Raw genomic sequence first — 12,331 nt, 5'->3', positions numbered from 1 at the left:
ACTGCCCAGAACGGCTGTATTCGCCGACAGGCAAACTGATCGAGACTGACGGGTGGGCATCTATCTCCCGATTGCGGAAATTTCCGTCAACGTCTTCGTGCTGCTGGCCATGGGCGCTGCAGTGGGCTTCCTGTCGGGCATGTTCGGCGTCGGCGGCGGCTTCCTGATCACGCCGCTCCTGATCTTCTACAACATCCCTCCGGCGATCGCGGTCGCCACCGGCGCCAACCAGGTCATCGCCTCTTCCGTCTCCGGCGTGCTTTCGCACATGAAGCGGGGGACGCTCGACTTCAAGCTCGGCGGCGTGCTTCTGGCCGGCGGCATCATTGGCTCCACCGCCGGTATCTACGTGTTCGCCTTCCTGCGCCGGCTTGGCCAGCTCGACCTGTTCATCTCGCTGCTTTATGTCGTGCTGCTCGGCACGGTCGGCGGGCTGATGCTGGTCGAAAGCATCAATGCACTGCGGGCCACACGCAGTGGTGCTGCCCCCGTGCTGAAGAAATCCGGCCAGCACAACTGGATCCACCGGCTGCCGCTGAAGATGCGCTTCAGGGCGTCGAAACTGTTCGTCAGCGTCATTCCGGTGCTTGGCCTTGGCGCCGGCATCGGTTTCCTGTCGTCGATCATGGGCGTCGGCGGCGGCTTCATCATGGTGCCGGCGCTGATCTATCTGCTCAAAGTGCCGACCAACGTCGTCATCGGCACTTCGCTGTTCCAGATCATCTTCACCTCCGCCTACACCACGCTGGTCCACGCCACCACCAACCAGACCGTCGATGTCGTGCTGGCCTTCCTTTTGATGGCGGGCGGCGTTGCTGGCGCGCAATATGGCGCGAAGGCCGGCCAAAGGCTGCGCGGCGAGCAGCTCAGGGCGTTGCTGGCGCTGCTGGTGCTGGCGGTGGCGATCCGGCTCGCCATCGATCTCTTCGTCACTCCGCCCAATCTCTTTTCGCTGTCCGCCGCGGGCCTCAACTGATGACGGGCCCGAAAGCGTTCGCAGCCGCCATTCTCCTGTCGTTGCTGGCGGCCGCCGTGCCGGCGAAGGCACAGACACCATTGGTGGAAGGCATCCAGATCGGACTCTCCACCGACAACGTCTCGATCACCGCCGGCTTTTCCGGTGCCGACCTGACCATCTTCGGCTCGCTGGAAAATCCCGACCCGCTGGTTGCCCGTCAAGGCAGATACGATGTCATCGTCGTGCTCGAGGGGCCGCCACGATCGGTGGTGGTGCGCCGCAAGGACCGGGTGCTCGGCGTCTGGGTCAATCTGGACTCCGAAACCTTCGAGAACGTGCCGATGTCCTATTCGGTGGCGACGACACGACCACTGCAGGACATCACCGAACCCAACAGCTACAAGCAGCTGTCGCTCGGCGCCTCCAACCTCTATATGCAGCCCGCCGACGCCGGCGACAGCCCGGCGACGATCTCGGAATTCACCGCGGCGCTGCGCGAGCGCAAGGCGGCGACCGGCCTCTACAGCGAGAATGTCGGCGGCGTGCAATTCCTGTCGCAGAACCTGTTTCGCGCCACCGTCAGGCTGGCGCCGAACGTGCCGGTCGGCACCCACAAGGCGCGCGCGTTCCTGTTCAAGAGCGGCGTGTTCATCAAGGAGAGCTCGGCCCAGCTCGAAATCCGCAAATCCGGCTTCGAGCAGTCGATCTTCCGTGTCGCGCACAATTATTCCTTTCTTTACGGCGTCTTCGCCATATCGCTGGCCATGCTGACGGGCTGGCTCGGCAGGCTGATCTTCCGCAAGGACTGAGACGGCCAAAAGGGGGTTTCCCTTTCCCGCGCCATGCTATAGACCGCACCTCCCCGCCCAACGGGCAAGCACGCACAATTCAATTCGGCAGAGCGGTCCGGTCGCCCGGAACCACAGCGCACGCTTCTCCCGCGAGCGCCGATCCGCTGTCTGCCGCCAATGACAGGAGGCTGCTTTGCGACCAGCATTCGCCGGTATCGATTTCGGCACGTCGAACTCCACGGTCGGCGTGGTCCGCAACGGGCAACCCCACCTCGTCGCGCTTGAAGGCGGCCAAGTCACGCTGCCCAGCGCGGTGTTCTTCAATTTCGAGGACGGCCGCATCTGTTTTGGCCGCCAGGCCATCGCCAACTACACCGACAGCGTGGAGGGCCGGCTGATGCGCTCGCTGAAGAGCGTGCTGGGCAGCTCGTTGGCGCATGAGAAGACGCGCATCAAGGCGCGCTCGATCGGCTTCATGGAGATCATCGGCCTGTTCCTCGGGCATCTCAGGAAGAAGCTTGAAGAAGATGGCGGCGATCTGGTCGAGACCGTGGTGCTCGGCCGTCCGGTGCAGTTCGTCGATGACGACCCGCAGGCCGATGCGAACGCGCAGAGCGACCTGGAAAAGGCCGCGCATGCCCAGGGCTTCAAGCACATCGCCTTCCAGTTCGAGCCGATTGCCGCGGCGCTCGACTATGAGCAGAGGGTGACGCGCGAGGAACTGGCGCTGATCATCGACATGGGCGGCGGCACGTCCGACTTTTCCGTCGTACGCGTCTCGCCGGAGCGTGCCCGATTGCCGGACCGCAAGGACGATATCCTGGCCAGCCGGGGTGTCCATATTGGCGGTACGGATTTCGACCGGCTGCTCAGCATCGCCCATGTGATGCCGCAGCTCGGCTATTTGACCCCGACCAAGGACGGCAAGCGCAATCTACCGGCGAGCTATTTCATCGATCTTGCGACATGGCAGCGCATCAACCTGGTCTACACCGCCAAGGCGATGACGCATCTGCGCCAGATCCGCTACGAGGCCGCCCGCGCCGACCTGGTCGACCGCTTCATCCATATCGTCGAGCACCGTTATGGGCACGCGCTGGCGGCATTGGTCGAAAAGGCCAAGATAGAGTTGACCGACCTGTCATCGGCCGAAGTCGCGGTGAGGCTATCCGATGTGGAGTTCGCCGCCGAAATCACGCGCGACGGGCTGGACGCCACCATCGCCCGGGAGATCGAGCGGGTCACGGCTACGGTGGCTGAGACCATGCGCGACGCTGCGGTCAAGCCGTCCGACATCACCGCGGTGTTCCTGACCGGCGGGTCGACCGCGATCCCGCTGGCAAGACGGGAAATCCTGTCGCTGGTGCCGCAGGCTTCCGTCATCGACGGCGACATGTTCGGCTCGGTCGGGCTTGGCCTGGCTTTGGATGCCCAGCGCAAGTTCGGCTGATCACACTGAACCGCTTCCGCTCGTTTCGGCGCCGAGATGCGCCTTGAGCGCCATCTGGGCCAGGCTTGCCTGGCGGTCGCGGTGGGTGATCATGGCGAAGTCGCGTTTCGGCAGTTCGAGCGGCACGGACCGCAGGCTGCCTTCGGCAACGGCGCGTCCGACGACGAGCTCTGAAATGATGGTGGCGCCGGCGCCCGCCTCGACCGCCTGGCGAACCGCCTCATTGCTGGGCAGCACCAGGAACACCTGCAGATCGGCAAGCGAAATCCCCTCGCGCCGCGCCAGATCCTCCAACACCTCGCGCGTGCCCGAACCGCCTTCGCGGATGATCCAGCGCAGGCCCTTGATGTCGGGACGGCCCGGTGCGGTTTCGACGATATCGGGATGTGACGCGGCAACCACCAGCATCAACCGGTCGGTGTCGACCTTGGCGCGGCGCAATATGTCGGATTCGGTGCGTCCCTCGACCAGGCCGAGATCAGCGGTTCCATCCAGCACGCTGGCCTCGACCTGCCTTGTGTTGCCGATGCTGACGCTCAGCCGCACCGCGGGATAGGCCTCGTGAAAGGACGCCAGCCTTCGCGGCAGCCAGTAGCTGGCGATGGTCAGGCTGGCGGCGATGGAGAGGCTGCCGGCGACCGTCTGCGAGACATGTTCCAGCACATTGCGCGCGGCAGCGGCCCGCTCGAGCACGGCCTTGGCCTCCGGCAGGAACCGGTGGCCGGTCTGGGCGAGCTCGATGTTGCGGCCGACGCGGTTGAACAGATGAACGCCGTGCTGCTCTTCAAGCGCGCGGATGGCAGCCGACGCCGCCGACTGGGAGATACCCAAAAGCTCCGCCGCCTTGGTCATGTGGCCGCGCTCGGCGACGGCGACGAAAATGCGCAACTGATCCAGGGTCATGATGATATTAAGAACCAATATCGATCGAATTTACAAGAACAACTGATTAGACGGATCGATAGCTTCATTCTACATTTTCACGCGAAGTTAGAAAAAATTCGCCAGCGGATGGCAGAGACTAAAATGATCGGGCGGTTCAAGTCCCTTCTCGCGCATTGGACCCGCGGCATTCGCAGACGGCTGGCCGGTGATCGCTATCACCCGGAAGAGCATTACATGCGCGGCCCCGGGCCGAAGACGCGGGCCAAATCGGCCGGCCGCGCGGGCACATCCGGATCATGAGGCATCCACCGCCGCGCGGCGCGAATTCGGCACCATCGCAACGCCCGCTTGCCGACACGCGCGCGCCCGATGAAAGGGACGGCGTCGACACCTCGCCTGGCATTTCCGACAGCATCGCCAAGACGACCTGCTATATGTGCGCCTGCCGCTGCGGCATCGATGTGCACATCAAGGACGGCAAGGTCCGCTACATCAACGGCAACAAGGACCATCCGGTCAATCGCGGCGTGATCTGCGGCAAGGGCAGTTCCGGCATCATGCAGCACTACAGCCCGGCCCGGCTGAAGAAGCCGCTGCTGCGCACGGGGCCGCGCGGCTCCGGCGCGTTCCGCGAGATCGAATGGGAAGAGGCGTTTTCGATCGCGACGGATCGGCTCTCGGCAGTTCGTCGCACCGATCCGAAAAAACTCGCCTTCTTCACCGGCCGCGACCAGTCGCAATCCTTGACCGGCTGGTGGGCAAGCCAGTTCGGCACGCCGAATTTCGCCGCCCATGGCGGCTTCTGTTCGGTCAACATGGCGGCCGGCGGGCTCTATTCGATCGGCGGCTCGTTCTGGGAGTTCGGCGAGCCTGACTGGGACAACACAAGATACTTCATGCTGTTCGGCGTCGCCGAGGACCATGATTCCAACCCGATCAAGATCGGGCTGGGCAAGCTCAAGGCGCGCGGCGCCAAGGTGGTGTCGATCAACCCGTGCCGCACCGGTTACAATGCGATTGCCGACGACTGGATCGGCATCCGGCCCGGTACGGACGGCCTGTTTGTGTTCGCGCTCATCCACGAACTGCTGAAGGCCGGCCGCGTCGATCTGGATTATTTGCTCCGCTACACCAACGCCCATGTCCTCGTCGTGCAGGAGCCTGGCGCCGCCGACGACGGGCTGTTCGTCAGGGACGCCGACGGCGATCCGCTTGCCTGGGACAGGATGGCGAAAACCGCCGTCAAGGCAACCGACCCGGAAGCAAAGCCGGCGCTGACCGGCAGCTTCGAAGTCGGCGGCCGCCGCTGCGCGCCGGTGTTCCAATTGATCGCCGACCGCTACCTCGATGACAGCTATGCGCCGGATGCGGTCGCGCAGCGTTGCGGCATTCCGGCCGATACGATCCGCCGGATCGCCGCAGAGCTTGCCCATGTCGCCTTCGAACAGGCGATCGAACTGCCCATCGCATGGACCGACTGGGCCGGGCGCCGGCACGAGACGATCAAGGGCCGGCCGGTTTCGATGCATGCCATGCGCGGTATATCAGCCCATTCGAACGGTTTTCACTCCTGCCGCGCCATCCATCTGTTGCAAGTGCTTCTGGGCACGGTCGATGTTCTAGGCGGCTTCCGCTTCAAGCCGCCCTATCCCCGGTCGGCGCCACCAGGCCCGAAACCCGCCGGCAAGATCGTCAAGCCGATGACGCCGCTGGACGGCATGCCGCTTGGTTTCGTCTGCGGACCGGACGACCTGCTGGTCGATGAAGACGGCACGCCGACCCGCATCGACAAGGCCTATTCATGGGACGCGCCGCTGGCCGCGCACGGCCTGATGCACACCGTCATCCGCAATGCCTGGGCCGGCGATCCCTACCCGATCGACACGCTGATGATGTACATGTCGAATATGGCCTGGAATTCCTCGATGAACACCGTCGAGACGATTCGTATGCTGACCGACCATGACGAGGCAGGCAACTACAAGATTCCCTTCATCATCTATTCCGATGCGTACTATTCCGAGACGGTGCCGTTCGCCGACCTCGTGCTGCCGGATACCACCTATCTCGAGCGCCATGATTGCATCAGCCTGCTCGACCGGCCGATCAGCCATGCCGACGGGCCGGGCGATGCCATCCGCCATCCCGTCGTCGAGCCGGACCGTGACGTCAGGCCGTTCCAGTCGGTGCTGATCGAGCTGGGCGCGCGGCTTGGCCTGCCCGGTTTCGTCAATGATGACGGAGCGGCCAGATATGCCGATTATGCCGACTATATCGTCAACCACGAGCGCACACCGGGCATCGGACCGCTGGCCGGCTGGCGCGGCAAGGACGGGACGTCGATCGGCAGGGGCGAGGCCAATCCGGACCAGTTGCAGCGCTACATCGACAATGGCGGCTTCTGGCATCACGACTTCGCTCAGGACCAGCGCTACTACAAGATGGCCAACCGCTCCTATCTCGATTTCGCGGTGCAGATGGGTTTCATCCCTAAAGCGGAGCCGATCATCTTCCAGCTCTATTGCGAGCCGTTGCAGCGGTTTCGGCTCGCTGCACGCGGCCATGGCCGTGTTCAGCCGCCGGAGGCCGAGCGCCAGCGCATCGAGACCTATATGGATCCGCTGCCGTTCTGGTACATGCCGTTCGAGGAAGCGGTGGTCGACCTGGAAAAATACCCGCTGCACGCGCTGACGCAGCGACCAATGCACATGTATCATTCCTGGGGAGCGCAGAATGCGTGGCTGCGGCAGATCACCAGCCAGAACCGGCTGTTCGTGCATCACCGGACCGCAGGAGATCTCGGCCTTGTCGATGACGACTGGGTGTGGATCGAAAGCATCAACGGCAAGGTCAAGGGGCAGATCAAGCTGGTCGACGGGGTGAACGAAAGCACGGTCTGGACCTGGAACGCGATCGGCAAAAGGCGCGGCAGCTGGGGCCTGAAGGATGATGCCGCCGAGAGCAATCGCGGCTTCCTGCTCAACCATATCATCGGCGATCAGACATCGGCCGACGCGCAGGGCAAACGCTATTCGAACTCCGATCCGGTCACCGGCCAGGCCGCGTGGTTCGACCTGCGCGTGCGCATCGTCAAATGCGCTGATGAGGAAGCCGGCTTCACCGAGCCGCAATTCGAGCGTTTCGACCAACCGCCGCATTTCGAGCCTTCGCCCGATATCCTTCGCTTCGGCGCCAAATTCCGCCAAGCAAGAGAGGCCGCGCAATGACCTGCCTGCCAAGCCAAAGCGGCAAGAAACTCGGCCTGGTCATCGACCTCGATACCTGCGTCGGTTGCCAGGCCTGCGTCACCGCCTGCAAGGAATGGAACACCGGCGGCCACATGGCGCCGCTGACCGACATCGACCCCTATGGCGGCCATGTCGACGGCGTCTGGTTCAACCGCGTGCACAGTTATGAGCACACCACCGAGATGGGCGGGCGCACGGTCAACTTCCCGCGCTCCTGCCTGCATTGCGAGACGCCGGCCTGCGTCACCGTCTGCCCGACCGGCGCTTCCTACAAGCGCGCCTCGGACGGCATCGTGCTGATCGACGAGGACAAATGCATCGGCTGCAAATTGTGCAGTTGGGCCTGCCCCTATGGGGCTCGCGAATTCGACACCGATGTCGGCGTGATGAAGAAATGCACGCTCTGCGTCGACCGCATCTACAACGACAATCTGGCCGAAGAAGACCGTGTGCCGGCCTGCGTCGCGGCCTGCCCGACCAGCGCCCGGCACTTCGGTGATCTCGGCGATCCCCACTCCGCCGTCTCGCAACTGGTGGCGGAGCGCGGCGGCGTCGACCTGATGGCGGAACTCGGCTATCACCCGACCAACAAATATCTGCCGCCGCGCGCCCATACGCAGCGTGCCGCATCGGTGCCGGCGAAGGCGCTGGAGCCGGTGCGGGCCGAAGGCGGCTTCCTCGGCTGGGTCGATCGCATGCTTTCGAACTGACATCCATGCATCCAGCCTTCTCCGTCGTCTTCTTCACCACCGCCACCGGCGCCGGCTATGGGCTGCTGGCGCTGCTTGGGGTGCTCGGAGGCTTCCAGATCATCCCGCCCGATTTCTGGCTCGGCCTCGTCGGCATGGGCCTGGCGCTCGGCCTGATCGTGGCCGGGCTGTTGTCCTCGACAGGTCATCTCGGCAGACCCGAACGCGCCTGGCGGGCGTTCTCACAATGGCGCAGCTCCTGGCTGTCGCGCGAAGGCGTTGCCTCGGTCATCACCTTCATCCCGGCGGGACTGTTCGGGCTCGGCTGGGTGTTCCTTGGCCGCACTGGTGGCTGGGCGGCCATTGCCGGATTGCTGGCCGCCATCGGTGCGACCGTCACCGTCTGCACCACCGGCATGATATATGCCTCTCTGAAGCCGATCGCCCAGTGGCACAGCCACTATACTTTGCCGGCCTATCTGATCTTCGCGGCCATGACCGGCAGCGTTCTGTTGAACGCGCTGCTGCAGGGCTTCGGCGTCGCCTCGGTGGCCGTGCTGGCATTGTCGCTGCTCGCCACTCTTGCCGGCTGGGGCTGGAAGCTCGCGACCTGGCGCTACAACGACCGGCTCAAGATTTCGACCACCGCCAACACCGCGACGGGGCTGGCCGGCGGCACGGTGCGGTCGCTGGAATGGCCGCATACGGAGGAAAACTATCTGCTTAAGGAAATGGGCTTTCGCATTGCGCGCAAGCATAGCGCGAAACTGCGGCGGATCGCACAGGCATTGGCCTTCTCTCTGCCCGTCCTGCTGCTCGCCGCCACCTTCGCCTTGCCGTGGCCCTTTGCGGCGATCCCGTCGGTGCTCGCCGCGATCATCCAGTTCGCCGGCATGCTGGTCGAGCGCTGGCTATTCTTCGCTGAGGCAAAGCACACGGTCACTCTGTATTACTGCAGATAGGGCTCTCAGCCCGGCCGCAGCATCGAGCGGGAGATGGCGAAGATGCGGTCGCTGCCAAGCATGTAGGCCATCAGCGATTCCAGGCGGAACAGCCCGGCATAGGCGCGGTCGAGCACGTTGAGCGAGCCGGTATAGGCGCCGAAGGCCGGCATGATCATGCGGCCGCCATCGCCGGCAAAGCAGCGCCGCCGCACCGAACGGCCGCGCTGGACGATGCGCGCGCAAGGATGGAGATGGCCTGCGATCTCGCCCTCGACGCGCACTTTCGACGGTTCATGTCGAAACAGCAGCGAGCCGATGGCCAGTTCCCGCACCGTTTCACCGGGAAGATCGGCCGGCGCTTCCGGATCGTGATTGCCCGCGACCCAGAACCAGTCGCGGCCTGCCATCAGCGCTTCCAGCCGCTCGCGAAAACTCGCATGCATGCGCTCGGCGCCGCCGCCATCGTGAAAGGAGTCGCCCAGGCTGATGACGATCGACGGCTGGTAGTCCAATATGACGGCCTGCAGACGCAGCAAGGTCGCGCCGGTGTCATAAGGCGGGATCAGCGTGCCGCGTCTTGCCAGCGACGAGCCTTTTTCCAGATGCAGGTCGGAGACCGCCAACAGCCTGAGTTCGGGAAAATAGAGCACGCCGCGCGGATCGCAGACCGCACGTTCGCCGGCGACGCCTATCATCTCAGCCTCGGCAATCAGCGACGTGCGCGCCAGCGAAAAATTCATTTCTCACTCATTTCCGGCCCCATAGCCTCTTCGACCAAAGTCGCCGCATCCATCAGCAGTGTTTCATCGGCTTCGCCGTTCACCGGCATCTTGCCGATCTCGAGCATGATCGGCACGGCTAGTGGCGAAATCTGCTCGAGATTCTTATGCATGATTCGACCCTGGACGCGCGAGAGCATGTCGGCAAGTCTGCTGACATCGAGCAGACCGGCCGCCGCATCGGCACGTGTCGCCTGCAGCAGAATATGGTCCGGCTCATGGCTGCGCAGCACATCGTAGATCAGGTCGGTCGACACGGTGACCTGACGGCCGCTCTTCTCCTGGCCCGGATGGCGTTTCTCGATCAGCCCCGAAATCAGCGCGCAATTGCGGAAGGTGCGCTTGAGAAGCCAGCTGTCGGCCAGCCAGGCTTCGAGGTCGTCGCCCAGCATATCCTCGTCGAACAATGCGCCGAGAGACGGTTTCCTGGATTTGAACATCGCGCCCATATCGCCCAGCGACCATATGGCAAGGGCGTAATCAGTGGCGACAAAGCCAAGCGGCCTGGCGCCTGCCCTGTCGAGGCGCCGGGTAAGCAACATGCCGAGCGTCTGGTGGGCCAGCCTGCCTTCAAAGGGATAAGCGACCAGATAGTAGCGGTTGCCGCGTGGAAAGGTCTCGATCAGCAGGTCATCGCGTTTGGGCAGAACCGATTTGTCGGCCTGGAATCGCAGCCAGTCGGCCACCTGCTCCGGCAGCTTCTTCCAGCGCTGCGGATCGTCCAGCATCATGCGGACCTGCTCGGCAAGGTAGGTCGAAAGCGGGAACTTGCCGCCGCCATAATAGGGCACCTTGGCGTCGCTGCCGGGCGCGTTCGACACGAAGCATTCATTCTCGCGAATGCCTTCGAAGCGCAGCACTTTGCCGGCGAACATGAAGGTGTCGCCATGCGTCAGCGTTTCGAGGAAGGCCTCCTCGATCTTGCCGAGGACGGCGCCGCCGCGTGTGGCCGAGCCTTTGCTGCCTGCTTTGACGTAACGCACGTTGAGTGCCGGCACTTCGATGATGGTGCCGACATTCAGCCGGTATTGCTGAGCCACGCGCGGGTTGGAGACGCGCCACAACCCGTCCTTGTTCAGGCGGATACGAGCATAGCGCTCGTAATTCTTCAGCGCATAGCCGCCGGTGGCGACGAAATCGATGACGCGGTCGAAGGTAATCCTATCGAGGCTGGTGTAGGGTGCCGCCGCTCGTACTTCGTCATAAAGATCGTCGGCACGGAACGGTGCGCCGCAGGCGCAGCCGAGCACATGTTGCGCCAGCACATCGAGGCCGCCATCGACCAGCGGCGGCGTGTCCTGCGCGCCAAGATAGTTGGCATCGAGGGCAGCCCGGCATTCGAGCACCTCGAAACGGTTGGCAGGGATCAAGATCGCCTTGGACGGTTCATCCATCCGGTGGTTGGCACGGCCAATGCGCTGCGCCAGCCGGCTCGCCCCCTTCGGCGCGCCGACATGCACGACCAGATCGACATCGCCCCAGTCGATGCCGAGATCGAGCGTCGATGTCGCGACAATGGCGCGCAACGCGTTCTCGCCCATCGCCTTCTCGACGCGCCGCCGCTGGCCGACATCGAGAGAGCCGTGATGAAGCGCGATCGGCAAGGTGTCCTCGTTGACCCGCCACAATTCCTGGAAAAGCAGCTCCGCCTGGCTGCGGGTGTTGACGAACAGCAGGGTCGTCTTGTGGCGCTTGATCTCGCGGTAGATCTCCGGCGTGGCGTAGCGCGCCGAGTGTCCCGCCCAAGGCACGCGCTCTTCGGAATCGAGGATGGAAATCTCAGGCTTCGCCCCACCCGTGACGACGATCAATTCGGACATGTCGCCGGGTGGATTCTGGTTGACCAACCAGCGTCGCAGTTCGTCCGGCTCGGCCACCGTCGCCGACAGGCCTATCGTCTGCAAGCCTGGAACAAAGCTGCGCAGCCGTGCCAGGCCAAGCGCCAGAAGGTGTCCACGTTTGGACGTTACCAGCGAATGCAACTCATCGAGGACGACGTAGCGCAGGTCCTGGAAGAAGCGTCTGGCGTCGCCTGCAGCAATCAGAAGCGCCAGTTGTTCCGGGGTGGTCAGCAAAATATCCGGCGGCACCAGCTTCTGGCGCTGGCGCTTGTGGGAGGGCGTGTCGCCGGTGCGCGTCTCGATGCTGATCGGCAGACCGATCTCCTCGACCGGCTTGCCGAGATTGCGCTCGATGTCGACGGCGAGCGCCTTGAGCGGCGAGATGTAAAGCGTGTGGATGCCGCGATGCGCCTGCCCGGGCTTACGCCTTGGCCTCACCGCCAGTTCGATCAGCGAAGGCAGGAAACCGGCCAGCGTCTTGCCGGCCCCGGTCGGGGCGATCAACAGCACCGATTGGCCGCCTTGGGCCTTCGCCAGCAATTCGACCTGATGAGCGCGCGGCGACCAGCCTTTCTCGCCGAACCATCTGAGGAATGGCTCAGGCAGGGCAATAGCGGCATTCTGCTCGGCAAGGCGCGGCTCAACTGTCACGCGCCAGAGTTAGCGCGGCTACGGGCGATCGCCAAGGAAAATCGGAACAAAAGGGGATCGCTCTTCCCTTCTCCCCTTTTGGGGGAAGGACAGGC

The 12,331-nt window shown here is 63.8% G+C and carries 9 protein-coding genes; 6 read left to right on the top strand and 3 right to left on the bottom strand.

The window, feature by feature from the left end; translation table 11 throughout:
• Window positions 1-52: 52 nt before the first annotated feature.
• The 3 genes from MAFF_RS23005 (at window position 53) to MAFF_RS22995 (ending at window position 3,199) form a co-directional block, all read left to right on the top strand.
• On the top strand, window positions 53-976 hold the full coding sequence (locus tag MAFF_RS23005) for a sulfite exporter TauE/SafE family protein (RefSeq protein ID WP_010913372.1): 924 nt from the start codon (window positions 53-55) through the stop codon (window positions 974-976).
• Window positions 976-1,767 (top strand): TIGR02186 family protein, encoded by a 792-nt coding sequence (locus tag MAFF_RS23000; RefSeq protein WP_010913371.1) that lies wholly within the window; start codon window positions 976-978, stop codon window positions 1,765-1,767. The genes MAFF_RS23005 and MAFF_RS23000 overlap by 1 nt, the downstream gene beginning before the upstream one ends.
• Before the next feature lie 175 nt (window positions 1,768-1,942).
• Entirely contained in the window at window positions 1,943-3,199 is a 1,257-nt protein-coding gene (locus tag MAFF_RS22995) for an Hsp70 family protein (protein WP_010913370.1), read from the top strand.
• On the opposite strand, the gene MAFF_RS22990 is transcribed toward MAFF_RS22995, so the two are convergent.
• Entirely contained in the window at window positions 3,200-4,102 is a 903-nt protein-coding gene (locus MAFF_RS22990) for a LysR family transcriptional regulator (RefSeq protein ID WP_010913369.1), read from the bottom strand.
• Between the two features lie 278 nt (window positions 4,103-4,380).
• On the opposite strand from MAFF_RS22990, the gene MAFF_RS22985 reads away from it, so the two are divergent.
• From MAFF_RS22985 to MAFF_RS22975, 3 genes are read left to right on the top strand one after another with little or no spacing between them, the layout of a single operon-like run.
• Window positions 4,381-7,311, top strand: a complete 2,931-nt coding sequence (locus MAFF_RS22985) for a molybdopterin-dependent oxidoreductase (RefSeq protein WP_010913367.1) — start codon at window positions 4,381-4,383, stop codon at window positions 7,309-7,311.
• Complete coding sequence (locus tag MAFF_RS22980; RefSeq protein WP_010913366.1) at window positions 7,308-8,042, top strand: 4Fe-4S dicluster domain-containing protein; 735 nt, start codon at window positions 7,308-7,310, stop codon at window positions 8,040-8,042. The genes MAFF_RS22985 and MAFF_RS22980 overlap by 4 nt, the downstream gene beginning before the upstream one ends.
• A gap of 5 nt (window positions 8,043-8,047) precedes the next feature.
• Complete coding sequence (locus MAFF_RS22975; protein WP_010913365.1) at window positions 8,048-8,983, top strand: dimethyl sulfoxide reductase anchor subunit family protein; 936 nt, start codon at window positions 8,048-8,050, stop codon at window positions 8,981-8,983.
• A 5-nt stretch (window positions 8,984-8,988) separates the two neighbouring features.
• On the opposite strand, the gene pdeM is transcribed toward MAFF_RS22975, so the two are convergent.
• Together pdeM and MAFF_RS22965 are read right to left on the bottom strand one after the other, a co-directional pair.
• On the bottom strand, window positions 8,989-9,705 hold the full coding sequence (pdeM, locus tag MAFF_RS22970) for a ligase-associated DNA damage response endonuclease PdeM (protein ID WP_010913364.1): 717 nt from the start codon (window positions 9,703-9,705) through the stop codon (window positions 8,989-8,991).
• Window positions 9,702-12,236, bottom strand: coding sequence for a ligase-associated DNA damage response DEXH box helicase (locus tag MAFF_RS22965; RefSeq protein ID WP_010913363.1), 2,535 nt, complete (start codon window positions 12,234-12,236; stop codon window positions 9,702-9,704). Before MAFF_RS22965 ends, pdeM begins: the two co-directional genes overlap by 4 nt.
• Between the last annotated feature and the right edge of the window lie 95 nt (window positions 12,237-12,331).

The sequence above is a fragment of the Mesorhizobium japonicum MAFF 303099 genome, assembly GCF_000009625.1.
Classification (GTDB): domain Bacteria; phylum Pseudomonadota; class Alphaproteobacteria; order Rhizobiales; family Rhizobiaceae; genus Mesorhizobium; species Mesorhizobium japonicum.
This window is presented reverse-complemented; position numbering and strand designations above follow the sequence as displayed.

What these genes read in the sequence shown, in the direction of transcription:
- MAFF_RS23000 (WP_010913371.1), top strand. Translation starts at nt 976, where the DNA reads ATGACGGGCCCGAAAGCGTTCGCAGCCGCCATTCTCCTGTCGTTGCTG.
- MAFF_RS22990 (WP_010913369.1), bottom strand. Translation starts at nt 4,102, where the DNA reads ATGACCCTGGATCAGTTGCGCATTTTCGTCGCCGTCGCCGAGCGCGGC.
- MAFF_RS22985 (WP_010913367.1), top strand. Translation starts at nt 4,381, where the DNA reads ATGAGGCATCCACCGCCGCGCGGCGCGAATTCGGCACCATCGCAACGC.
- MAFF_RS22980 (WP_010913366.1), top strand. Translation starts at nt 7,308, where the DNA reads ATGACCTGCCTGCCAAGCCAAAGCGGCAAGAAACTCGGCCTGGTCATC.
- MAFF_RS22975 (WP_010913365.1), top strand. Translation starts at nt 8,048, where the DNA reads ATGCATCCAGCCTTCTCCGTCGTCTTCTTCACCACCGCCACCGGCGCC.
- pdeM (WP_010913364.1), bottom strand. Translation starts at nt 9,705, where the DNA reads ATGAATTTTTCGCTGGCGCGCACGTCGCTGATTGCCGAGGCTGAGATG.